A 21,878-nucleotide genomic window follows, 5' to 3' on the forward strand; every position below is an offset into this window, starting at 1 on the left:
CGCCGATGGTAGTGTGGGGTTTCCCCATGTGAGAGTAGGTCATCGTCAAGATTCATTTCGCAAAACCCCTATCTGCGTGAGCAGGTAGGGGTTTTGTCTTTCTGGCGTTCGCCAAACCGGACCGCCCATGCCACGGGACAAGCCTGCCTCTACAGGGTATGGTTCCGTCTGCGCACCCGTTCTCGCAGGGATATCCCCTCCCTTTTCCTATGCAATCCAGCAGCCCGTGGCTATCATGCCAGCCTTATTTCAAGTCGAGACTGGCATGCTGAAGTTGTTGAATCTCCTCAAGGATGGCCGGTTTCATTCTGGCCAGGGCCTGGGGGAAGCCTTGGGGGTGAGCCGCAGCGCCGTGTGGAAGCAGCTGCAGCACCTGGAAAGCGAGCTGAACCTCACCATTCACAAGGTGCGTGGTCGTGGATACCAGCTTGCTACGCCATTGAGCCTGCTCGAGGCTTCGGCGATTGCTGCATTCACTCAGGGTGAGCAGTGGCCTGTTCTTGTTCATGACTCAATAGATTCGACCAATGCCGAGGCTCTGCGTCTGATCGGGCAGGGCCAGGCTGCGCCCTTCCTGGTGCTTGCCGAGCGCCAGAGTGCTGGTCGTGGTCGGCGTGGCCGACACTGGGTCAGCCCATTCGCCGAAAATCTCTATTACAGCCTGGTGCTTCGGGTGGAGGGGGGCATGCGCCAGCTCGAGGGGCTGAGCCTGGTCGTTGGCCTGGCGGTGATGCGTACGCTACATGCCCTCGGTGTAAAAGGTGCGGGGCTGAAGTGGCCGAATGACGTTCTTGTTGGTAACAAGAAGATTGTCGGCATTCTCCTGGAGCTGGTTGGCGACCCCGCGGATGTCTGTCACGTTGTGCTGGGTATCGGCATCAATGTGAACATGCAGAGCAATGATCAGGTCGACCAGCAGTGGACGTCGATGCGTCGGGAGACTGGCGAGCTCATCGATCGCAATCGTCTGGTTGCGCAGTTGAACCAGCAATTGCAGCATGAGCTTTCGCGCCATCGTCGCTATGGCTTCGCTGCTTTCCAGGAAGAATGGGAGCAGGCGCATCTGTGGCAGGGGCGCAAGGTCTCGCTGATCGCCGGCAATCAGACGGTCGATGGCATTGTGCTGGGTGTGGACGGGCAGGGCGGTCTGCGCATGGATGTCGAGGGTGTGGAGAAGAGCTTCAGTGGTGGAGAGCTCGGGTTGAGGTTGCGCGATGATTCTTGAGCTCGATTGCGGTAACAGCTTTATCAAGTGGCGTGTGATTCATGCTGCAGATGCCACCATCGTGGGGGGCGGCATCGTTGATTCGGATCAGGCGCTGTTGGCTGCCGTCAGTGGGCTGGCTGCGGCACGCCTGGCGGGCGCACGAATGGTCAGTGTGCGCAGCGAGGAAGAAACCGATGCGCTGTGCGAGGCGATCAGGCAAGCCTTCGCCGTCGAAGTGCGGGTTGCGCGTCCTGTTGTCGAAATGGCGGGTGTGCGCAATGGCTATGAAGATCATGAGCGCCTGGGCATGGACCGCTGGCTTGCCGCCCTCGGTGCATTCCACCTGGCCAAAGGGGCTTGCCTGGTGATGGATTTCGGCACAGCCGCCAAGGCGGATTTCGTAGCGGCCGATGGTCAGCATCTGGGTGGATACATCTGTCCGGGGATGCCGTTGATGCGTAGCCAGCTGCGGACGCACACCCGCCGTATTCGTTATGACGATGCCTCGGCCGAGCGTGCGTTGAGCAGTCTTGAGCCTGGGCGCTCCACGGTCGAGGCGGTCGAGCGCGGATGCGTCCTGATGCTGCAGGGTTTCGCCCGCACGCAGATCGATCAGGCGCGCGCCCTCTGGGGTAGTGAGTTCAGCGTCTTCCTCACGGGAGGTGATGCGCCCCTGGTCCAGGTGTCTGCACCTGGTGCGCGGGTTGTACCGGACCTGGTCTTTGTTGGCCTGGCGATGGCCTGCCCCTTGAGTTGAGGTGCCTATGCGTTGGTTGTTTCTGCTGTTGGTAGTGCTAAATGCCGTCTATTACGTGTGGCGCCAGCAGGAGGCGCCGGTACGGGTCAAGGAGGTTGCACCCCTTTCCCTCTACAAGGGAAGTCAGCAGGAGATCCGTCTGCTTCGGGAGACGGGGGCGGCAGCTCCCGCCAGGCGCAGAGATGAGTGCCTGGTGGTGGGGGGATTTGCCGGGCAGGATGAGCTGGTAGCGTTGCGTCAACGGTTGCTGAGCCTCGATATCGCCGCTCAGCCGGTGCAGGGGCAGTTGGCTGGCGCGGACGGCTTCTGGCTCAAGGTAAGCCCTGACAGCGAGCGTTTGCTGGATGAGGCGGTCCTCGCCAGTCTTTCCAGTGATTTCAAAGACTTAAAACATAAAATTATTTTCTGCCAGGGTATTGCAACTGGCGAATAGCTTGATAGAATGGCGCCCGCTTCGCAGGGAACACCGCTCAGGTGGTGGTACCGGAAGCGTAGTCAAAGCAGCTAACTTTCAGATTTAATTGAAAAAATGCTTGACTACAGGCCGGCAGGTAAATAGAATGCCCGCCACATCTGGAGGGATTCCCGAGCGGCCAAAGGGGACGGACTGTAAATCCGTTGCGAGAGCTTCGAAGGTTCGAATCCTTCTCCCTCCACCAGTTTTAGCGAGAGCCGCAAGCTCCGCGGGTATAGTTTAGTGGTAGAACCTCAGCCTTCCAAGCTGATGATGCGGGTTCGATTCCCGCTACCCGCTCCAAGTTTGCTGTTTTGGCGCAAAGAGTTTCGCTCTTGTAGCTCAGTTGGTAGAGCACACCCTTGGTAAGGGTGAGGTCAGCGGTTCAAGTCCGCTCAAGAGCTCCATATAAACAAGGCAGATATGAAAATATCTGCCTTTGTTTTATCAGGGTAGTAACTATTTCTTCTGCGGAGGACTGTATCGATGGCTAAGGAAAAGTTTGATCGTTCCCTTCCCCACGTTAACGTCGGCACTATCGGCCACGTTGACCACGGTAAGACCACTCTGACCGCAGCTCTGACTCGCGTCTGCTCCGAAGTTTTCGGTTCGGCAGTCGTTGAGTTCGACAAGATCGACTCGGCTCCGGAAGAAAAAGCGCGCGGTATCACCATCAACACCGCTCACGTCGAGTACAACTCGAACATTCGTCACTACGCTCACGTTGACTGCCCAGGTCACGCTGACTACGTGAAGAACATGATCACCGGTGCTGCCCAGATGGACGGCGCGATCCTGGTTTGCTCGGCCGCCGATGGTCCGATGCCACAAACCCGTGAGCACATCCTGCTGTCCCGTCAGGTAGGCGTTCCGTACATCGTGGTCTTCCTGAACAAGGCTGACCTGGTAGACGACGCTGAGCTGCTGGAACTGGTCGAGATGGAAGTTCGCGACCTGCTGTCCACCTACGACTTCCCAGGCGACGACACCCCGATCATCATCGGTTCGGCTCGTATGGCGCTGGAAGGCAAAGACGACAACGAAATGGGCACTACCGCTGTCAAGAAGCTGGTAGAAACTCTGGATGCCTACATCCCTGAGCCAGTTCGTGCCGTCGACCAGCCGTTCCTGATGCCGATCGAAGACGTATTCTCGATCTCGGGTCGTGGTACCGTTGTGACCGGTCGTATCGAGCGTGGTATCGTCCGCGTTCAGGATCCGCTGGAAATCGTTGGTCTGCGTGACACCACCACCACCACCTGCACCGGCGTTGAGATGTTCCGCAAGCTGCTGGACGAAGGTCGTGCTGGCGAGAACTGCGGCGTTCTGCTGCGTGGTACCAAGCGTGACGACGTTGAGCGTGGCCAGGTTCTGGTCAAGCCAGGTTCGGTCAAGCCGCACACCAAGTTCACCGCAGAAGTCTACGTTCTGTCGAAGGAAGAAGGCGGTCGTCACACTCCGTTCTTCAAAGGCTACCGTCCTCAGTTCTACTTCCGTACCACTGACGTGACCGGTAACTGCGAACTGCCGGAAGGCGTTGAGATGGTAATGCCAGGTGACAACATTCAGATGACTGTCACCCTGATCAAGACCATCGCAATGGAAGACGGTCTGCGCTTCGCCATCCGTGAAGGCGGTCGTACCGTCGGCGCCGGTGTCGTAGCGAAGATTATTGAATAAGTAGTTGATTTATCTAAATCAGGCCGGCATAATGGCCGGCCTGATACAGCGTTACAGGTCAGTAGCTCAATTGGCAGAGCGACGGTCTCCAAAACCGTAGGTTGGGGGTTCGATTCCCTCCTGACCTGCCATTCACCTCGGTGTGATTGGCTTTCTTCTTACAGGATCCTCCCCGATGACTCCCAAAACTGAAGCCCAAGAATCGCGTTTTGATCTGTTCAAGTGGCTGGCTGTAGTTGCATTGGTTGTCGTAGGTGTCGTGGGTAATCAGTATTACTCCGCTGCTCCTATCCTGTACCGCGTTCTTGCGCTGCTCGCCCTGGCAGCTGTCGCAGGCTTTGTTGCTCTGCAGACTGCGAAGGGTAAGTCGTTCTTTGCGCTGGCGAAGGAAGCTCGTACCGAAATTCGTAAAGTCGTATGGCCAACCCGCCAGGAGACTACTCAGACCACTTTGATCGTTGTGGCTGTGGTGCTCGTTATGGCGCTGCTGTTGTGGGGTCTCGATTCCCTGCTCGGTTGGTTGGTTTCCTTGATTGTTGGCTAAGGGTGTCTCGTGGCTAAGCGTTGGTATGTTGTGCATGCTTACTCGGGTTACGAGAAGCATGTAATGCGCTCCCTCATCGAGCGCGTGAAGCTGGCAGGCATGGAAGACGGGTTTGGCGAGATTCTCGTCCCGACCGAAGAAGTCGTCGAAATGCGCAACGGCCAGAAGCGCAAGAGTGAGCGTAAATTCTTCCCGGGCTACGTCCTGGTGCAGATGGAAATGAACGAAGGGACTTGGCACTTGGTCAAGGATACCCCTCGAGTCATGGGTTTCATTGGTGGTACCGCGGACAAGCCCGCGCCGATCACCGATAAAGAGGCTGAAGCTATCCTGCGTCGCGTTGCCGATGGCAGTGACAAGCCCAAGCCGAAGACGCTGTTCGAGCCGGGCGAAGTGGTTCGCGTCATTGACGGTCCATTCGCTGATTTCAACGGTAGCGTCGAAGAAGTTAACTACGAGAAGAGCCGCCTGCAGGTTGCAGTGCTCATTTTCGGTCGCTCTACTCCGGTAGAGCTCGAGTTCAGTCAGGTCGAGAAGGTCTAACTGAACGATGCATCCCATACCCCGCAGCCCTATGTGCTGCGGGGTTTTGTCGTCACTGGGATAAAACGCAAGTCATCCGGGGAGCCACCAGGCGTTCGAACCCGATTTTGGAGTAGCTCATGGCTAAGAAGATTCAGGCTTATATCAAGCTGCAAGTAAAGGCCGGCCAGGCCAACCCAAGCCCACCCGTTGGTCCAGCACTGGGTCAACACGGTGTGAACATCATGGAATTCTGCAAGGCCTTCAACGCCCGTACTCAGGGTCAAGAAGCCGGCCTGCCGACTCCTGTGATCATCACTGTCTACAGTGACCGTAGCTTCACCTTCGAAACCAAGAGCACCCCTGCCTCGGTTCTGCTGAAGAAAGCTGCTGGCCTGACCAGCGGTTCGGCTCGTCCGAACACCGTCAAGGTCGGTACCGTCACCCGCGCTCAGCTGGAAGATATCGCCAAGGCAAAGCAGGCTGATCTGACCGCCGCTGACCTGGATGCAGCTGTACGCACCATCGCTGGCTCTGCCCGCAGCATGGGCCTGAACGTGGAGGGTGTGTAATGGCTAAGCTGACTAAGCGTCAAAAGGCAATCGCCGAGAAAATCGAAGCAGGCAAGGCCTACAACTTCGAAGAGGCCGCTACCCTGCTGGCTTCGCTGCCGGCTGCCAAATTCGTCGAGTCGTACGACATCGCCGTAAACCTCGGTGTTGACCCGCGTAAATCCGACCAGGTCGTTCGTAGCGCTACTGTGCTGCCGCACGGCACTGGCAAGACCGTACGCGTTGCCGTCTTCACCCAGGGCCCAGCTGCCGAGGCCGCTCTGGCTGCCGGCGCTGACCGCGTAGGTATGGACGATCTGGCTGCCGAAATGAAAGGCGGCGACCTGAACTATGACGTCGTCATCGCATCCCCTGATGCCATGCGCGTTGTCGGTCAGCTGGGTCAGGTTCTGGGTCCTCGCGGCCTGATGCCTAACCCGAAAGTCGGTACCGTGACCCCGGACGTAGCCACTGCCGTCAAGAACGCCAAGGCTGGTCAGGTTCGCTACCGTACCGACAAGAACGGTATCATCCACACCTCCGTTGGCAAGATCGGCTTTGAAGCTGGCAAGCTGAAGGAAAACGTTGAAGCCCTGATCGCTGATCTGAAGCGTATCAAGCCAGCTTCTTCGAAAGGTATCTACGTCAAGCGCGTTACCCTGAGCACCACCATGGGCCCAGGTCTGATCATCGATCAGAGCTCGCTGAACGTGTAATGCAAAGTCGGCGCGGTCTTTCGAGCGCGCCGGCTGCAACAAGATTGGGGTCCCTGCCTGGCGGGGGCTATCCAAGACCGTAGGCGACGCAAGTCTTAAAACACAAGCCTACGCAGATGGTGCTCCCGATTCGCTCGCGAATCAGACACCAAAACGACATCCGGCCTCGGCCAGATGAAACGGTAGAAACCAGGAGTAAACCCGTGGCAATTAAACTCGAAGACAAGAAGGCCATCGTCGCTGAAGTCAACGAGGCTGCCAAAGTCGCTCTGTCCGCTGTCGTGGCCGATGCCCGTGGTGTGACTGTAGGCGCAATGACCGGACTCCGTAAAGAGGCTCGTGAAGCTGGCGTATACGTACGTGTCGTACGTAACACCCTGCTCAAGCGCGCTGTTGCTGACACTGAATTCAGTGTCCTCAACGACGCCTTCACCGGCCCTACCCTGATTGCGTTCTCCAACGAACACCCGGGCGCTGCTGCCCGTCTGTTCAAGGAATTCGCCAAGGGTCAGGACAAGTTCGAGATCAAGGCAGCTGCGTTCGACGGCAAGTTCCTTGCCGCTAACCAGATCGACGTGCTGGCAACCCTGCCAACTCGCGACGAGGCTATCGCACAGCTGATGAGCGTAATCCAAGGTGCAACCAGCAAGCTGGCTCGTACCCTGGCAGCTCTGCGCGACCAGAAAGAAGCCGCTGCTGCCTAAGGCGGCGTAGCTTCTCTCGAAATCAAACGTTTAATTTGATGGCCGTGTAAGGCTGTCCCCCAATACAGGAATTCATAGTCATGTCTCTGACTAACGAGCAAATCATCGAAGCAATCGGCCAGAAAACCGTTCTGGAAATTGTTGAACTGATCAAAGCAATGGAAGAAACCTTCGGCGTTACCGCTGCTGCCGCTGTTGCCGCTGGCCCAGCTGCTGCCGCTGCCGTTGTTGAAGAGCAGACCGAGTTCAACGTTGTCCTGGTTGAAGCCGGCGACAAGAAAGTGAACGTCATCAAAGCCGTTCGCGAGCTGACCGGTCTGGGCCTGAAAGAAGCCAAAGAGAAAGTCGATGGCGCTCCTCAGGTTGTAGCTGAAGGCGTTTCGAAAGAAGCCGCTGAAGACGCTAAGAAGAAGCTGGAAGAAGCTGGCGCTAAAGTCGAGCTGAAGTAATTTCGACTTTGCGACTGCAGCCTGAGCGTCAAGCGTAGGGCTGACGGCTGGTGGCCTGTGCCACCGGCCTTTTTCCGTTATTGGTGGCCGATCAGGTCGGCCCCGATAACGAGCTGCAAGACACCCATGTGGGTGGCGCAAACCAAGGGGTTTGCACGATTTTCTGGCTGCTCCCGCCGGGAGAAGCCAAACAAGCAGGTGACCAAGCTGGGGAACGCTGATGGCTTACTCATACACTGAGAAAAAACGTATCCGCAAGGACTTTAGCAAGTTGCCGGACGTCATGGATGTGCCGTACCTCCTGGCCATCCAGCTGGATTCGTATCGCGAATTCCTGCAGGCGGGAGCATCCAAGGATCAGTTCCGCGACGTCGGTCTGCATGCGGCCTTCAAATCGGTATTCCCGATCATCAGCTACTCCGGCAATGCTGCCCTGGAGTACGTAGGCTATCGCCTGGGCGAGCCTGCCTTCGATGTGAAGGAATGTGTCCTGCGTGGCGTGACCTTCGCGGTCCCACTGCGGGTCAAGGTGCGCCTGATCATCTTCGACAAGGAATCGTCGAACAAAGCGATCAAGGACATCAAAGAGCAAGAAGTCTACATGGGTGAAATCCCCCTGATGACTGAGAACGGTACCTTCGTTATCAACGGTACCGAGCGTGTGATCGTTTCCCAGCTGCACCGTTCGCCTGGTGTGTTCTTCGACCACGACCGTGGCAAGACTCACAGCTCCGGCAAGCTGCTGTACTCCGCTCGCATCATTCCTTACCGCGGCTCCTGGCTCGACTTCGAGTTCGATCCGAAGGACTGCGTGTTCGTCCGTATCGACCGTCGCCGCAAGCTGCCGGCCTCCGTACTGCTGCGCGCCCTGGGCTACAGCACCGAAGAGATCCTGGACACCTTCTACACCACCAACGTGTTCCACGTTTCCGGTGAGAAGCTGAGCCTGGAGCTGGTTGCCCAGCGCCTGCGCGGTGAAGTTGCGGTCATGGACATCACCGACGACACCGGCAAGGTCATCGTCGAGCAAGGCCGCCGTATCACTGCGCGCCACATCAACCAGATCGAGAAAGCTGGCGTCAAGCAGCTGGACGTTCCGCTCGAGTACATGATTGGCCGTACCACTGCCAAGGCCATCGTGCACCCGGCAACTGGTGAAATCCTGGCCGAGTGCAACACCGAGCTGACCACCGATCTGCTGGTCAAGATCGCCAAGGCCCAGGTCGTTCGCATCGAGACCCTGTACACCAACGATATCGACTGCGGTCCGTTCATCGCCGATACGCTGAAGATCGATACCACCAGCAACCAGCTGGAAGCGTTGGTCGAAATCTATCGCATGATGCGCCCAGGCGAGCCGCCAACCAAGGACGCCGCCGAGACCCTGTTCAACAACCTGTTCTTCAGCGCCGAGCGTTACGACCTGTCCGCAGTCGGCCGCATGAAGTTCAACCGTCGTATCGGTCGTACCGAGATCGAAGGTTCGGGCGTGCTGAGCAAGGAAGACATCGTCGATGTACTGAAGACCCTGGTCGACATCCGTAACGGCAAGGGCATCGTCGACGACATCGACCACCTGGGTAACCGTCGTGTGCGTTGCGTCGGCGAGATGGCCGAGAACCAGTTCCGCGTTGGCCTGGTGCGCGTCGAGCGTGCGGTCAAAGAGCGTCTGTCGATGGCCGAAAGCGAAGGCCTGATGCCGCAGGACCTGATCAACGCCAAGCCGGTTGCGGCGGCGGTGAAAGAGTTCTTCGGCTCCAGCCAGCTCTCGCAGTTCATGGACCAGAACAACCCGCTCTCCGAGATCACCCACAAGCGTCGTGTCTCTGCACTCGGCCCGGGCGGTCTGACCCGTGAGCGCGCAGGCTTCGAAGTTCGTGACGTACACCCGACCCACTACGGCCGCGTGTGCCCGATCGAGACGCCGGAAGGTCCGAACATCGGTCTGATCAACTCCCTGGCGGCCTACGCCCGCACCAACCAGTACGGCTTCCTGGAAAGCCCGTACCGTGTGGTGAAAGAGGGTGTGGTCACCGACGACATCGTGTTCCTGTCGGCGATCGAAGAAGCTGATCACGTCATCGCCCAGGCTTCGGCTGCGATGAACGAGCAGAAGCACCTGATCGACGAGCTGGTAGCGGTCCGTCACCTGAACGAATTCACCGTCAAGGCGCCGGAAGACGTCACCCTGATGGACGTTTCGCCGAAGCAGGTTGTTTCCGTTGCTGCCTCTCTGATTCCGTTCCTCGAGCACGACGACGCCAACCGTGCGTTGATGGGTTCGAACATGCAGCGTCAGGCTGTACCGACCCTGCGTGCCGACAAGCCGCTGGTAGGTACTGGCATGGAGCGCAACGTCGCCCGTGACTCCGGCGTCTGCGTCGTGGCTCGCCGCGGTGGTGTGATCGACTCGGTCGACGCCAGCCGTATCGTCGTGCGTGTGGCCGACGACGAAGTCGAGACCGGTGAAGCAGGTGTGGATATCTACAACCTGACCAAGTACACCCGTTCGAACCAGAACACCTGCATCAACCAGCGTCCGCTGGTGAGCAAGGGTGATGTGGTCGCGCGTGGCGACATCATGGCCGACGGCCCGTCCACCGACATGGGTGAACTGGCGCTGGGCCAGAACATGCGCATCGCGTTCATGGCGTGGAACGGCTTCAACTTCGAAGACTCCATCTGCCTGTCCGAGCGTGTGGTCCAGGAAGATCGCTTCACCACGATCCACATCCAGGAACTGACCTGTGTGGCCCGTGACACCAAGCTTGGCCCAGAGGAAATCACCGCGGACATCCCGAACGTGGGTGAGGCTGCGCTGAACAAGCTGGACGAAGCCGGTATCGTCTACGTAGGTGCCGAAGTCGGCGCCGGCGACATCCTGGTCGGCAAGGTCACTCCGAAAGGTGAGACCCAGCTGACGCCGGAAGAGAAACTGCTGCGTGCGATCTTCGGTGAGAAGGCCAGCGACGTCAAAGACACCTCCCTGCGCGTGCCGACCGGCACCAAGGGCACCGTCATCGACGTACAGGTCTTCACCCGCGATGGCGTTGAGCGCGACAGCCGCGCCCTGGCGATCGAGAAGATGCAGCTGGACGAGATCCGCAAGGACCTCAACGAAGAGTTCCGCATCGTCGAAGGCGCGACCTTCGAGCGTCTGCGTTCTGCTCTGAACGGCCAGGTGGTCGACGGTGGTGCGGGCCTGAAGAAAGGCACCGTGATCACTGACGACGTACTGAACGGTCTGGAGCACGGCCAGTGGTTCAAACTGCGCATGGCCGAAGATGCACTGAACGAGCAGCTGGAAAAGGCTCAGCAGTACATCGTCGATCGTCGCCGTCTGCTGGACGACAAGTTCGAAGACAAGAAGCGCAAGCTGCAGCAGGGCGATGACCTGGCTCCAGGCGTACTGAAGATCGTCAAGGTCTACCTGGCAATCCGCCGTCGCATCCAGCCGGGTGACAAGATGGCCGGTCGTCACGGTAACAAGGGTGTCGTCTCGGTGATCATGCCGGTAGAAGACATGCCGCACGACGCCAACGGTACTCCGGTCGACGTCGTACTGAACCCGCTGGGCGTACCTTCGCGTATGAACGTCGGTCAGATTCTCGAAACCCACTTGGGCCTGGCGGCCAAAGGTCTGGGCGAGAAGATCGACCGCATGATCGAAGAGCAGCGCAAGGCAGCCGAGCTGCGCACCTTCCTGACCGAGATCTACAACGAGATCGGTGGTCGTCAGGAAAACCTCGACGAGTTCTCCGACGCAGAGATCTTCGCCCTGGCCAACAACCTCAAGAAAGGTGTGCCGATGGCGACGCCTGTCTTCGACGGTGCCAAGGAGCGTGAGATCAAGGCCATGCTGAAGCTGGCCGACCTGCCAGAGAGCGGCCAGATGGTGCTGTTCGACGGCCGTACCGGCAACAAGTTCGAGCGTCCTGTGACCGTTGGTTACATGTACATGCTCAAGCTGAACCACTTGGTGGACGACAAGATGCACGCGCGTTCCACTGGTTCCTACAGCCTGGTTACCCAGCAGCCGCTGGGTGGTAAGGCGCAGTTCGGTGGTCAGCGTTTCGGGGAGATGGAAGTGTGGGCGCTGGAAGCATACGGCGCGGCATACACCCTGCAAGAAATGCTCACAGTGAAGTCGGACGACGTGAACGGCCGTACCAAGATGTACAAGAACATCGTGGATGGCGATCACCGTATGGAGCCGGGCATGCCCGAGTCCTTCAACGTGTTGATCAAAGAGATCCGTTCGCTCGGTATCGATATCGATCTGGAAACCGAATAACACGTGACGCGAAGGGGAGCGGGGCTGGTACAGCCCGCTTCCTGCTCCGCCAGGAGGAAAGGCCTTGAAAGACCTACTGAATTTGCTGAAAAACCAGGGTCAAGTCGAAGAGTTCGACGCCATCCGCATCGGTCTGGCGTCGCCTGAAATGATCCGTTCGTGGTCGTTCGGTGAAGTTAAGAAGCCGGAAACCATCAACTACCGTACGTTCAAGCCTGAGCGTGACGGCCTGTTCTGCGCCAAGATCTTTGGCCCAGTCAAGGACTACGAGTGCCTGTGCGGCAAGTACAAGCGCCTCAAGCACCGCGGTGTGATCTGCGAGAAGTGCGGCGTTGAAGTTGCCCTGGCCAAGGTTCGTCGTGAGCGCATGGCGCACATCGAGCTGGCCTCGCCGGTCGCCCACATCTGGTTCCTGAAGTCGCTGCCGTCCCGTATCGGCCTGCTGATGGACATGACCCTGCGTGACATCGAGCGCGTGCTCTACTTCGAGAGCTACGTGGTGATCGATCCGGGCATGACTACCCTCGAGAAGGGTCAGCTGCTGAACGACGAGCAGTACTTCGAAGCGCTGGAAGAGTTCGGTGACGACTTCGACGCCCGCATGGGTGCCGAGGCTGTCCGCGAACTGCTGCACGCGATCGACCTGGAGCACGAGATCGGTCGTCTGCGCGAAGAGATTCCACAGACCAACTCCGAAACCAAGATCAAGAAGCTGTCCAAGCGCCTGAAGCTGATGGAAGCTTTCCAGGGCTCGGGCAACCTGCCTGAGTGGATGGTCCTGACCGTCCTGCCAGTGCTGCCGCCGGACCTGCGTCCGCTGGTTCCGCTGGATGGCGGCCGCTTCGCGACCTCCGACCTGAACGATCTGTATCGTCGGGTGATCAACCGTAACAACCGTCTGAAGCGCCTGCTCGATCTGTCGGCGCCGGACATCATCGTGCGCAACGAAAAGCGCATGCTGCAGGAAGCGGTCGACGCCCTGCTCGACAACGGCCGTCGCGGTCGTGCCATCACTGGCTCGAACAAGCGTCCGCTGAAGTCGCTGGCCGACATGATCAAAGGTAAGCAAGGTCGCTTCCGTCAGAACTTGCTCGGTAAGCGCGTGGACTACTCCGGTCGTTCGGTAATTACCGTAGGCCCGACCCTGCGCCTGCACCAGTGCGGTCTGCCGAAGAAGATGGCCCTCGAGCTGTTCAAGCCGTTCATTTTCGGCAAGCTGGAAATGCGTGGTCTGGCGACCACCATCAAGGCCGCCAAGAAGATGGTCGAGCGCGAGCTGCCAGAGGTCTGGGACGTTCTCGCCGAAGTCATCCGCGAACACCCCGTCCTGCTGAACCGTGCACCGACGCTGCACCGTCTGGGTATCCAGGCGTTCGAGCCGGTGCTGATCGAAGGCAAGGCGATTCAGCTGCACCCGCTGGTCTGTGCCGCGTACAACGCCGACTTCGACGGTGACCAGATGGCCGTTCACGTGCCGCTGACCCTGGAAGCCCAGCTCGAAGCGCGCGCGCTGATGATGTCGACCAACAACATCCTGTCGCCAGCCAACGGTGAGCCAATCATCGTTCCTTCGCAGGACGTTGTACTGGGTCTGTACTACATGACCCGTGAAGCCATCAACGCCAAGGGCGAAGGTCGCGTGTTCGCTGACCTGCAGGAAGTCGACCGCGTATTCCGCGCCGGCGAGGCTGCCCTGCACGCGAAAATCAAGGTCCGTATCAACGAGACCGTGAAAGAGCGTGATGGCTCGGTGGTCAAGAACACCCGTATCGTCGACACCACCGTCGGCCGTGCGCTGCTGTTCCAGGTTGTTCCGGCAGGTCTGCCGTACGACGTGGTCAACCAGCCGATGAAGAAGAAGGCGATCTCCAAGCTGATCAACCAGTGCTATCGCGTGGTTGGTCTGAAAGAGACCGTGATCTTCGCTGACCAGCTGATGTACACCGGTTTCGCTTACTCGACCATTTCCGGCGTCTCGATCGGTGTTAACGACTTCGTTATCCCGGACGAAAAAGCCCGCATCATCGGTACTGCTACCGATGAGGTGAAGGAAATCGAAAGCCAGTACGCCTCGGGCCTGGTTACCCAGGGCGAGAAGTACAACAAGGTCATCGACTTGTGGTCGAAGGCGAACGACGAAGTGTCCAAGGCGATGATGGCCAACCTCTCGAAAGAGAAGGTCATCGACCGCGAGGGCAAGGAAGTCGAGCAAGAGTCCTTCAACTCGATGTACATGATGGCTGACTCGGGTGCGCGGGGTTCCGCTGCACAGATCCGTCAGCTGGCCGGTATGCGTGGTCTGATGGCCAAGCCGGACGGCTCGATCATCGAGACGCCGATCACCGCGAACTTCCGTGAAGGTCTGAGCGTACTGCAGTACTTCATCTCGACCCACGGTGCTCGTAAAGGTCTGGCGGATACCGCACTGAAGACTGCGAACTCCGGTTACCTGACTCGCCGTCTGGTAGACGTGGCGCAGGATCTGGTCGTGACCGAGATCGACTGCGGCACCGACCAGGGCCTGCTGATGACGCCGCACATCGAAGGTGGCGACGTTGTAGAGCCGCTGGGTGAGCGTGTACTGGGTCGTGTCATCGCCCGCGACGTGTTCAAGCCAGGTACCGAGGACGTCATCGTTCCTGCCGGCACCCTGGTCGACGAGAAGTGGGTCGAGTTCATCGAGCTGAACAGCATCGACGAAGTGGTCGTGCGTTCGCCGATCAGCTGCGAAACCCGCTACGGCATCTGCGCCAAGTGCTACGGTCGTGACCTGGCTCGTGGTCACCAGGTGAACATCGGTGAAGCTGTCGGCGTTATCGCTGCACAGTCGATCGGTGAGCCGGGTACCCAGCTGACCATGCGTACCTTCCACATCGGTGGTGCTGCAAGCCGTACCTCGGCTGCCGACAGCGTCCAGGTGAAGAATGGCGGCATGGTGCGTCTGCACAACCTGAAGCAGGTCGAGCGTGCCGATGGCAACCTGGTCGCGGTATCGCGTTCCGGCGAGCTGGCCATTGCCGACGAATTCGGTCGTGAACGTGAGCGTTACAAGCTGCCTTACGGTGCGGTGATTTCGGTCAAGGAAGGTGACAAGGTCGAAGCTGGCGCCATCGTCGCCAAGTGGGACCCGCACACCCACCCGATCGTTACCGAACTGAAAGGTACCGTGACCTTCGTGGGCATGGAAGAAAACATCACCATCAAGCGCCAGACCGACGAACTGACCGGTCTGACCAACATTGAAGTCCTGGACGTTAAGGATCGCCCTGCCGCTGGCAAGGAAATCCGTCCGGCCATCAAGATGGTCGATGCCAACGGCAAGGACCTGTACCTGCCAGGTACCGACGTACCGGCTCAGTACTTCCTGCCGGCCAACGCCCTCGTCGGTGTGGCTGACGGTGCCCAGATCGGTGTCGGTGACGTTATTGCGCGTATCCCGCAAGAAACGTCGAAGACTCGTGACATCACCGGTGGTCTGCCACGCGTTGCCGACCTGTTCGAAGCGCGTCGTCCGAAAGAAGCGTCGATCCTGGCTGAAGTCAGCGGCACCATCGCGTTCGGTAAAGAGACCAAGGGCAAGCGTCGCCTGGTCATCACGCCGACCGATGGCAGCGATCCGTACGAAGAGCTGATTCCGAAGTGGCGCCACCTGAACGTCTTCGAAGGCGAACAGGTAAACCGCGGCGAAGTCATCTCCGACGGTCCGAGCGATCCGCACGACATCCTGCGTCTGCTGGGTGTCAGCGCGCTGGCCAAGTACATCGTCAACGAGATTCAGGACGTTTACCGCCTGCAGGGCGTGAAGATCAACGACAAGCACATCGAGACCATCCTGCGTCAGATGCTGCGTAAAGTTGAGATCTCCGAGTCCGGCGATTCCAGCTTCATCAAGGGCGACCAGATGGAGTTGACCCAGGTACTGGTAGAGAACGAGCGTCTGGCGAGTGAAGACAAGTTCATCTCCAAGTTCACCCGTGTCCTGCTGGGTATCACCAAGGCCTCGCTGTCGACCGAGTCGTTCATCTCCGCGGCTTCCTTCCAGGAAACCACCCGCGTACTGACCGAAGCGGCGGTAACCGGCAAGCGCGACTACCTGCGCGGCCTGAAAGAGAACGTGGTCGTGGGTCGTCTGATCCCGGCCGGTACCGGTCTGGCCTACCACAGCGAGCGCAAGCGTCGCCGTGATGCCGACAAGCCGCTGCGTGTGAGCGCCAGTGAGGTGGAAGCCGCACTGACCGAAGCGCTGAACTCCAGCGGCAACTAAGAAGAGGCGGGGCCCCGGCCCCTTCCTCCCGAGCCTCGGTGACATGATTTGTTGCCGATGATCGGGCAGGAAGGGTCGGGGCCTTGTCTTGACTGGGTGCAAGATCCTCTTTAGACTTTTGTACCCTTAAATTTGGTGAGGCTCCGTCTCGCCAATTTTTGGCTTTCTTGCAAGACAATAGAGTCGCAAGACAATCAGTGGAGCTAGTAGATGGCAACTATCAACCAGCTGGTACGTCAGCCGCGCAAGCGTTCGGTCGAGAAGTCCGACGTTCCTGCGCTGCAGAACTGCCCGCAGCGTCGTGGCGTGTGCACCCGTGTGTACACCACCACGCCGAAAAAACCTAACTCGGCACTGCGTAAAGTATGCCGTGTGCGTCTGACCAACGGTTTCGAGGTTTCCTCGTACATCGGTGGTGAAGGCCACAACCTGCAAGAGCACAGCGTCGTCCTGATCCGTGGCGGCCGTGTAAAAGACTTGCCAGGTGTTCGTTACCACACCGTTCGCGGCTCTCTGGATACTTCGGGCGTCAAAGGCCGTAACCAGGGTCGTTCGAAGTACGGTACCAAGCGTCCGAAGTAATCGGGCGTTTGCAGACATCCATTTATTTGAGTCGATAAGAGTAAGGTCGGGCAGGGGTCGAAGACCCGCGTCCCGGGCTAACCTGAAGACCGTTTGAGGGCTTATCATGCCAAGACGTCGTGTAGCAGCAAAACGTGAGATCCTTGACGATCCGAAATACGGATCTCAGATCCTCGCCAAGTTCATGAACCACGTGATGGAAAGCGGCAAGAAGGCCGTAGCCGAGCGCATCGTTTACGGTGCCCTGGATACCGTCAAAGCACGCAAGAACAGCGACCCCCTGGAAATCTTCGAGAAAGCTCTCGACGCCATCGCTCCGCTGGTCGAAGTAAAGTCCCGTCGTGTCGGCGGTGCCACTTACCAGGTTCCGGTTGAAGTTCGTCCATCCCGTCGTAACGCTCTGGCAATGCGCTGGCTCGTAGACTACGCCCGCAAGCGCGGCGAGAAGTCGATGGCCCTGCGTCTGGCCGGCGAACTGCTGGATGCTGCCGAAGGCAAGGGTGCTGCAGTCAAGAAGCGTGAAGACGTGCACCGTATGGCCGAAGCCAACAAAGCGTTCTCGCACTACCGCTTCTAATTCAAGCATCAATCATTTTGCGAGGGCTTTATGGCTCGTACTACAGCAATTAACCGCTACCGTAACATCGGTATCTGTGCTCACGTTGACGCGGGCAAGACCACCACTACCGAGCGGATCCTGTTCTACACAGGTCTGAGCCACAAGATGGGCGAGGTGCATGATGGCGCCGCGACCACCGACTGGATGGTGCAGGAGCAGGAGCGCGGTATCACCATTACCTCCGCTGCCGTTACCACCTTCTGGAAAGGCTCCCGTGGTCAGTACGACAACTACCGCGTAAACGTCATCGATACCCCCGGCCACGTTGACTTCACCATTGAAGTAGAACGTTCGCTGCGTGTACTCGACGGCGCGGTCGTCGTGTTCTGCGGCACCTCCGGCGTTGAGCCTCAGTCCGAAACCGTATGGCGTCAGGCCAACAAGTACGGCGTTCCGCGTGTTGTCTACGTGAACAAGATGGACCGTGCCGGTGCCAACTTCCTGCGCGTTGTCGGCCAGATCAAGAACCGCCTGGGTCACACCCCGGTTCCGGTCCAGCTGGCTATCGGTGCAGAAGACGACTTCCAGGGTCAGGTTGACCTGATCAAGATGAAAGCCATCTACTGGAACGACGACGACAAAGGTACTACCTACCGTGAGGAAGAGATTCCTGCCGAGCTGGTGGACCTGGCCAACGAATGGCGCAACAACATGGTCGAGGCTGCTGCCGAGGCCAACGAAGAGCTGATGAACAAGTACCTTGAAGAAGGTGACCTGTCCGTCGAAGACATCAAGGCTGGTCTGCGCGCCCGTACCCTGGCGAGCGAGATCGTTCCTGCTGTCTGCGGTTCCTCGTTCAAGAACAAGGGCGTTCCCCTGGTTCTCGACGCCGTCATTGACTTCCTGCCTGCGCCCACCGAGATCCCTGCGATCAAGGGTATCCACCCTGATCTGATCGACGTGCCGAAGGATGAAGTCACTCCAGAGCAGTATGACGAGCGTCCTGCTGACGACAACGAGCCGTTCTCGGCCCTGGCGTTCAAGATTGCCACCGACCCGTTCGTGGGTACTCTGACCTTTGTTCGCGTCTACTCGGGCTTCCTGACCTCCGGTGACTCCGTCATCAACTCGGTCAAGGGCAAGAAAGAGCGCGTTGGTCGTATGGTGCAGATGCACGCCAACCAGCGTGAAGAGATCAAAGAAGTACGCGCTGGCGACATCGCTGCTCTGATCGGCATGAAGGACGTCACCACCGGTGACACCCTGTGCAACGCCGACAAGCCGATCATCCTCGAGCGTATGGACTTCCCTGAGCCGGTAATTTCGCTCTCCGTAGAGCCGAAAACCAAGGCTGACCAGGAGAAGATGGGTATCGCTCTGGGCAAGCTGGCCCAGGAAGACCCGTCGTTCCGCGTCAAGACCGACGAAGAAACCGGCCAGACCATCATCTCCGGTATGGGTGAGCTGCACCTGGACATCCTCGTTGACCGCATGAAGCGCGAGTTCAATGTCGAGTGCAACGTCGGCAAGCCGCAGGTTTCGTACCGCGAGAAGATCACCAAGTCCAACGTCGAGATCGAAGGCAAGTTCGTTCGTCAGTCGGGTGGTCGTGGTCAGTTCGGTCACTGCTGGATCCGTTTCTCGGAGCCGGACGTGGACGACAAAGGCAACATCACCGAAGGTCTGGTGTTCACCAACGAAGTCGTTGGTGGTGTGATTCCTAAGGAATTCATCGCCCCGATCCAGAAGGGTATCGAAGAGCAGATGAAAAACGGCGTTGTTGCCGGCTATCCGCTGCTCGGCCTGAAGGCTACGGTATTCGACGGTTCGTACCACGACGTCGACTCCAACGAAATGGCGTTCAAGATCGCCGCTTCGATGGCGACCAAGCAGCTGGCCCAGAAGGGCGGTGGCGTGGTGCTTGAGCCGATCATGAAGGTCGAAGTTGTAACCCCGGAAGACTACCTGGGTGACGTGATGGGTGACCTGAGCCGTCGTCGTGGGATGATCCAGGGTAATGAAGACTCGGTGTCCGGCAAGGTAATCACTGCTGAGGTACCGCTCGGAGAGATGTTCGGTTACGCGACCGACGTTCGTTCCATGTCTCAGGGTCGCGCAAGCTACTCCATGGAATTCTCCAAATACGCCGAAGCTCCGTCGAACATCGTCGAAGCACTCGTCAAAAAACAAGGCTAATCCCCTTTAGGCAAGAGGTTCACTGTCGTGGCTAAAGAAAAATTTGATCGTTCCCTTCCCCACGTTAACGTCGGCACTATCGGCCACGTTGACCACGGTAAGACCACTCTGACCGCAGCTCTGACTCGCGTCTGCTCCGAAGTTTTCGGTTCGGCAGTCGTTGAGTTCGACAAGATCGACTCGGCTCCGGAAGAAAAAGCGCGCGGTATCACCATCAACACCGCTCACGTCGAGTACAACTCGAACATTCGTCACTACGCTCACGTTGACTGCCCAGGTCACGCTGACTACGTGAAGAACATGATCACCGGTGCTGCCCAGATGGACGGCGCGATCCTGGTTTGCTCGGCCGCCGATGGTCCGATGCCACAAACCCGTGAGCACATCCTGCTGTCCCGTCAGGTAGGCGTTCCGTACATCGTGGTCTTCCTGAACAAGGCTGACCTGGTAGACGACGCTGAGCTGCTGGAACTGGTCGAGATGGAAGTTCGCGACCTGCTGTCCACCTACGACTTCCCAGGCGACGACACCCCGATCATCATCGGTTCGGCTCGTATGGCGCTGGAAGGCAAAGACGACAACGAAATGGGCACTACCGCTGTCAAGAAGCTGGTAGAAACTCTGGATGCCTACATCCCTGAGCCAGTTCGTGCCGTCGACCAGCCGTTCCTGATGCCGATCGAAGACGTATTCTCGATCTCGGGTCGTGGTACCGTTGTGACCGGTCGTATCGAGCGTGGTATCGTCCGCGTTCAGGATCCGCTGGAAATCGTTGGTCTGCGTGACACCACCACCACCACCTGCACCGGCGTTGAGATGTTCCGCAAGCTGCTGGACGAAGGTCGTGCTGGCGAGAACTGCGGCGTTCTGCTGCGTGGTACCAAGCGTGACGACGTTGAGCGTGGCCAGGTTCTGGTCAAGCCAGGTTCGGTCAAGCCGCACACCAAGTTCACCGCAGAAGTCTACGTTCTGTCGAAGGAAGAAGGCGGTCGTCACACTCCGTTCTTCAAAGGCTACCGTCCTCAGTTCTACTTCCGTACCACTGACGTGACCGGTAACTGCGAACTGCCGGAAGGCGTTGAGATGGTAATGCCAGGTGACAACATTCAGATGACTGTCACCCTGATCAAGACCATCGCAATGGAAGACGGTCTGCGCTTCGCCATCCGTGAAGGCGGTCGTACCGTCGGCGCCGGCGTCGTAGCCAAAATCATCGAGTAATCACTCGACCGATTGAAAAAACCCCCGCTTAGCGGGGGTTTTTTTTATTGGGTTGACACTAAATAGGGGCGTCTATAGAATCACGCCTCCTTTTAGCGGGCGTAGTGCGTCCGTTGGGAACAGCCTGGAGTCTGAAATCCAATGCAAAATCAGCAAATCCGTATCAGGTTGAAGGCTTTCGACCATCGCCTGATCGACCAATCCACCCAGGAAATCGTGGAAACCGCGAAACGTACTGGTGCACAAGTGCGTGGTCCAATTCCACTGCCTACCCGCAAAGAGCGTTTCACCGTTCTGGTCTCCCCGCACGTCAACAAAGACGCGCGTGACCAGTACGAGATTCGCACTCATAAGCGCGTTCTGGACATCGTCCAGCCAACGGATAAAACCGTTGATGCGCTGATGAAGCTTGATCTCGCGGCAGGTGTGGAAGTGCAGATCAGCCTCGGCTAAGACTTCGGTCTGAGTCGTGTAACGCTCTGAAATGGGCGGCCATAGCGGGTGAAAGCCCCGTACACTCATGAGGTTTACAACATGACTATTGGTGTAGTCGGTCGCAAGTGCGGTATGACCCGCATTTTCACCGAAGAAGGTGTCTCCATTCCGGTCACGGTCATTGAGATCGAGCCGAATCGCGTCACCCAGTTCAAAACTGAAGAAACCGATGGCTACCGTGCAGTGCAAGTCACTGTCGGCGAGCGTCGTGCTTCGCGTGTGACTGCCGCTCAGGCAGGTCACTTCGCCAAGGCTAACGTTGCCGCTGGTCGCGGTGTTTGGGAGTTCCGTCTTGAAGAAGGCGATTTCCAGGCTGGCGATCTGATCAAAGCTGAACTCTTCACTGCAGGCCAGCTGGTAGACGTAACCGGTCAGTCCAAAGGTAAAGGCTTCGCCGGTACCATCAAGCGTTGGAACTTCCGTGGTCAGGATAACACCCACGGTAACTCCGTATCGCACCGTGTCCCTGGCTCCATCGGCCAGTGCCAGACTCCTGGTCGTGTATTCAAGGGCAAGAAGATGTCCGGTCACATGGGCGCTGAGCGCGTGACTGTACAGTCCCTGGAAGTAGTACGCGTAGACGCTGAACGCAACCTGCTGCTGATCAAGGGTGCCGTTCCAGGCGCTACTGGCGGCGACGTGGTTGTGCGTCCGGCTGTCAAGGCTCGCGGTTAAGGGGAAAC

The 21,878-nt window shown here is 58.3% G+C and carries 18 protein-coding genes and 4 tRNA genes; all 22 read left to right on the top strand.

The features are described 5' to 3' along the window. The first annotated feature begins 265 nt into the window (after window positions 1-265). Window positions 266-1,225, top strand: coding sequence for a bifunctional biotin--[acetyl-CoA-carboxylase] ligase/biotin operon repressor BirA (gene birA, locus HU748_RS10100; RefSeq protein WP_186670234.1), 960 nt, complete (start codon window positions 266-268; stop codon window positions 1,223-1,225). Next, window positions 1,215-1,964 carry a pantothenate kinase gene (locus HU748_RS10105; RefSeq protein ID WP_186670236.1) on the top strand — a complete coding sequence of 250 codons (750 nt, stop codon included), beginning with the start codon at window positions 1,215-1,217 and terminating at the stop codon, window positions 1,962-1,964. Before birA ends, HU748_RS10105 begins: the two co-directional genes overlap by 11 nt. Window positions 1,965-1,971: 7 nt before the next feature. After that, window positions 1,972-2,397 (top strand): hypothetical protein, encoded by a 426-nt coding sequence (locus tag HU748_RS10110; protein WP_186670238.1) that lies wholly within the window; start codon window positions 1,972-1,974, stop codon window positions 2,395-2,397. A gap of 142 nt (window positions 2,398-2,539) precedes the next feature. Next, window positions 2,540-2,623, top strand: a tRNA-Tyr gene (locus tag HU748_RS10115). 24 nt (window positions 2,624-2,647) lie between these two features. Continuing rightward, window positions 2,648-2,721, top strand: a tRNA-Gly gene (locus HU748_RS10120). Window positions 2,722-2,749: 28 nt separating this feature from the next. Beyond that, window positions 2,750-2,825: transfer RNA gene (locus HU748_RS10125), tRNA-Thr, on the top strand. A 79-nt stretch (window positions 2,826-2,904) separates the two neighbouring features. Then, entirely contained in the window at window positions 2,905-4,098 is a 1,194-nt protein-coding gene (tuf, locus tag HU748_RS10130; RefSeq protein WP_013970626.1) for an elongation factor Tu, read from the top strand. A 55-nt stretch (window positions 4,099-4,153) separates the two neighbouring features. After that, window positions 4,154-4,229 (top strand) — tRNA-Trp (locus HU748_RS10135). Between the two features lie 44 nt (window positions 4,230-4,273). Continuing rightward, window positions 4,274-4,642, top strand: a complete 369-nt coding sequence (gene secE / locus HU748_RS10140; RefSeq protein ID WP_186670240.1) for a preprotein translocase subunit SecE — start codon at window positions 4,274-4,276, stop codon at window positions 4,640-4,642. Window positions 4,643-4,651: 9 nt separating this feature from the next. Continuing rightward, complete coding sequence (gene nusG, locus HU748_RS10145) at window positions 4,652-5,185, top strand: transcription termination/antitermination protein NusG (RefSeq protein ID WP_003255501.1); 534 nt, start codon at window positions 4,652-4,654, stop codon at window positions 5,183-5,185. Between the two features lie 119 nt (window positions 5,186-5,304). Further along, window positions 5,305-5,736, top strand: a complete 432-nt coding sequence (rplK, locus tag HU748_RS10150; RefSeq protein WP_003255500.1) for a 50S ribosomal protein L11 — start codon at window positions 5,305-5,307, stop codon at window positions 5,734-5,736. Beyond that, the gene (gene rplA / locus HU748_RS10155; RefSeq protein ID WP_028692260.1) at window positions 5,736-6,431 is read left to right on the top strand and encodes a 50S ribosomal protein L1; all 696 of its coding nucleotides are present in this window, start codon (window positions 5,736-5,738) and stop codon (window positions 6,429-6,431) included. Before rplK ends, rplA begins: the two co-directional genes overlap by 1 nt. A gap of 203 nt (window positions 6,432-6,634) precedes the next feature. Then, window positions 6,635-7,135 carry a 50S ribosomal protein L10 gene (gene rplJ, locus HU748_RS10160; RefSeq protein ID WP_029614620.1) on the top strand — a complete coding sequence of 167 codons (501 nt, stop codon included), beginning with the start codon at window positions 6,635-6,637 and terminating at the stop codon, window positions 7,133-7,135. An 80-nt stretch (window positions 7,136-7,215) separates the two neighbouring features. Then, window positions 7,216-7,584, top strand: coding sequence for a 50S ribosomal protein L7/L12 (rplL, locus tag HU748_RS10165; RefSeq protein WP_054893558.1), 369 nt, complete (start codon window positions 7,216-7,218; stop codon window positions 7,582-7,584). Window positions 7,585-7,804: 220 nt separating this feature from the next. Then, window positions 7,805-11,878: a DNA-directed RNA polymerase subunit beta gene (rpoB, locus tag HU748_RS10170; protein WP_151926555.1), complete on the top strand. Its 4,074-nt coding sequence runs from the start codon at window positions 7,805-7,807 to the stop codon at window positions 11,876-11,878. A gap of 64 nt (window positions 11,879-11,942) precedes the next feature. Next, entirely contained in the window at window positions 11,943-16,142 is a 4,200-nt protein-coding gene (gene rpoC, locus HU748_RS10175; RefSeq protein ID WP_186670244.1) for a DNA-directed RNA polymerase subunit beta', read from the top strand. A 210-nt stretch (window positions 16,143-16,352) separates the two neighbouring features. Beyond that, window positions 16,353-16,724 carry a 30S ribosomal protein S12 gene (gene rpsL, locus HU748_RS10180; protein WP_003255492.1) on the top strand — a complete coding sequence of 124 codons (372 nt, stop codon included), beginning with the start codon at window positions 16,353-16,355 and terminating at the stop codon, window positions 16,722-16,724. 106 nt (window positions 16,725-16,830) lie between these two features. After that, entirely contained in the window at window positions 16,831-17,301 is a 471-nt protein-coding gene (gene rpsG / locus HU748_RS10185) for a 30S ribosomal protein S7 (protein ID WP_003246741.1), read from the top strand. 30 nt (window positions 17,302-17,331) lie between these two features. Further along, window positions 17,332-19,479 carry an elongation factor G gene (gene fusA, locus HU748_RS10190; RefSeq protein ID WP_186670246.1) on the top strand — a complete coding sequence of 716 codons (2,148 nt, stop codon included), beginning with the start codon at window positions 17,332-17,334 and terminating at the stop codon, window positions 19,477-19,479. Window positions 19,480-19,506: 27 nt separating this feature from the next. Further along, window positions 19,507-20,700 carry an elongation factor Tu gene (gene tuf / locus HU748_RS10195; protein WP_013970626.1) on the top strand — a complete coding sequence of 398 codons (1,194 nt, stop codon included), beginning with the start codon at window positions 19,507-19,509 and terminating at the stop codon, window positions 20,698-20,700. Window positions 20,701-20,841: 141 nt separating this feature from the next. Next, the gene (gene rpsJ / locus HU748_RS10200; protein ID WP_003186070.1) at window positions 20,842-21,153 is read left to right on the top strand and encodes a 30S ribosomal protein S10; all 312 of its coding nucleotides are present in this window, start codon (window positions 20,842-20,844) and stop codon (window positions 21,151-21,153) included. Between the two features lie 81 nt (window positions 21,154-21,234). Then, the gene (gene rplC, locus HU748_RS10205) at window positions 21,235-21,870 is read left to right on the top strand and encodes a 50S ribosomal protein L3 (protein WP_054893562.1); all 636 of its coding nucleotides are present in this window, start codon (window positions 21,235-21,237) and stop codon (window positions 21,868-21,870) included. Window positions 21,871-21,878: the final 8 nt, after the last annotated feature.

Origin of the sequence: Pseudomonas sp. RW3S2 (assembly GCF_014268955.1) — a bacterium.
Taxonomy (GTDB): domain Bacteria; phylum Pseudomonadota; class Gammaproteobacteria; order Pseudomonadales; family Pseudomonadaceae; genus Aquipseudomonas; species Aquipseudomonas wayambapalatensis.

Bases quoted from the DNA above. Each gene is read 5' to 3' on its own strand.
- birA (WP_186670234.1), top strand. From the start codon at position 266: ATGCTGAAGTTGTTGAATCTCCTCAAGGATGGCCGGTTTCATTCTGGC.
- HU748_RS10105 (WP_186670236.1), top strand. From the start codon at position 1,215: ATGATTCTTGAGCTCGATTGCGGTAACAGCTTTATCAAGTGGCGTGTG.
- HU748_RS10110 (WP_186670238.1), top strand. From the start codon at position 1,972: ATGCGTTGGTTGTTTCTGCTGTTGGTAGTGCTAAATGCCGTCTATTAC.
- tuf (WP_013970626.1), top strand. From the start codon at position 2,905: ATGGCTAAGGAAAAGTTTGATCGTTCCCTTCCCCACGTTAACGTCGGC.
- secE (WP_186670240.1), top strand. From the start codon at position 4,274: ATGACTCCCAAAACTGAAGCCCAAGAATCGCGTTTTGATCTGTTCAAG.
- rplK (WP_003255500.1), top strand. From the start codon at position 5,305: ATGGCTAAGAAGATTCAGGCTTATATCAAGCTGCAAGTAAAGGCCGGC.
- rplA (WP_028692260.1), top strand. From the start codon at position 5,736: ATGGCTAAGCTGACTAAGCGTCAAAAGGCAATCGCCGAGAAAATCGAA.
- rplL (WP_054893558.1), top strand. From the start codon at position 7,216: ATGTCTCTGACTAACGAGCAAATCATCGAAGCAATCGGCCAGAAAACC.
- rpoB (WP_151926555.1), top strand. From the start codon at position 7,805: ATGGCTTACTCATACACTGAGAAAAAACGTATCCGCAAGGACTTTAGC.
- rpsL (WP_003255492.1), top strand. From the start codon at position 16,353: ATGGCAACTATCAACCAGCTGGTACGTCAGCCGCGCAAGCGTTCGGTC.
- rpsG (WP_003246741.1), top strand. From the start codon at position 16,831: ATGCCAAGACGTCGTGTAGCAGCAAAACGTGAGATCCTTGACGATCCG.
- fusA (WP_186670246.1), top strand. From the start codon at position 17,332: ATGGCTCGTACTACAGCAATTAACCGCTACCGTAACATCGGTATCTGT.
- rpsJ (WP_003186070.1), top strand. From the start codon at position 20,842: ATGCAAAATCAGCAAATCCGTATCAGGTTGAAGGCTTTCGACCATCGC.
- rplC (WP_054893562.1), top strand. From the start codon at position 21,235: ATGACTATTGGTGTAGTCGGTCGCAAGTGCGGTATGACCCGCATTTTC.